The 1,035-nt window shown below is 46.4% G+C and carries 1 protein-coding gene; it reads right to left on the reverse strand.

Going from position 1 to position 1,035, the window contains the following annotated elements; genetic code table 11:
* Positions 1-1,035 (reverse strand): autotransporter assembly complex family protein (locus R7Q38_RS24865; RefSeq protein ID WP_318114739.1); only part of this gene is annotated, 1,035 nt, incomplete at both ends.

Genomic DNA, 1,035 nt, shown 5'->3' on the forward strand with positions numbered 1-1,035 from the left:
GTTACGCTTTGCTTATCGCCCCACATTGGCATGCTACCACCACGGACACGAGTACGCGAAAAGGTTGCGCCAGGAAGCACAAACTGCACGCCATCATCTTGCAAACCTTGCGAGAAGTTTTCGTACAAGTGACGAACGTACACGGTTTTGTGCCAACCACCGTCGGTTAACCAGTGTCTTTCTACCGCAAGGTTTGATTCCAAACTCTCAGTATCACGGTTGTCCAAATGCTTCAGACCAAATTGCAATTGATAGTATTCACGTAAGACGTCGTCTAATGGAATTTTGTAGCCGGCGGTGATGGTTTGTTCTGGTTTGGAGAGAGAAAGCGCCGTATTAAAGCTATGGCCGCGCGCACTTACCCATGGTTTTTTCCATTTTAAAGTACCGCGCACACCCGTATCGGTGGAGTAACCAATACCGGTTTCAATTTGGTTTTTCGCAGCAGGCGCTAACGAGACTTTAATCGGCAGCTCGCGCCCATCTTCAAGCTTACTTAAGTCAGGCTCAACAAACACGGAGGAAAACCAATCGGTGTTAGACAGGTTTTGGTTGTATTCACCCACATCAGAGACAAGGTAAGGTTCGCCAATTTCAAAAGGTCGCATCGACTCAACACGGTTTTCCCAGATCTGGCTTCCCGTAATTTCTACCGGACCAAAGTGATAGCGAATACCGCTGTCGTAGTGCAAACGCACATTGGCTTCATTCAATTCGGGGATCACTTCCAGCTTGTTGAGCTTAAAGTCACCATTGAAGTAACCACGTTGCAAAGCCAGGTTACGAATCCCTGATTTAAGGCTGTCATACTCACCCTGATTTAAAATCCGCCCAACTTTTAAAGGCGATTTGGCGATGAGATTCGCGAATTCTTCATCCTCTTTCGCTTCACCGCTGATCACGACATCCATTACTTTGATCTTAACTGGTAAGCCTTTGTGGATGTTAACGATCAGCTCGTCATTCCCTTCGGAAATAGAGTATGAAATTTTTGCATGATAATACCCAAGCGCATTAAGCGCTTCGGTGATACTT

It is taken from the genome of Vibrio sp. Vb0598 (assembly GCF_033338935.1).
Taxonomy (GTDB): Bacteria; Pseudomonadota; Gammaproteobacteria; order Enterobacterales; family Vibrionaceae; genus Vibrio; species Vibrio alginolyticus.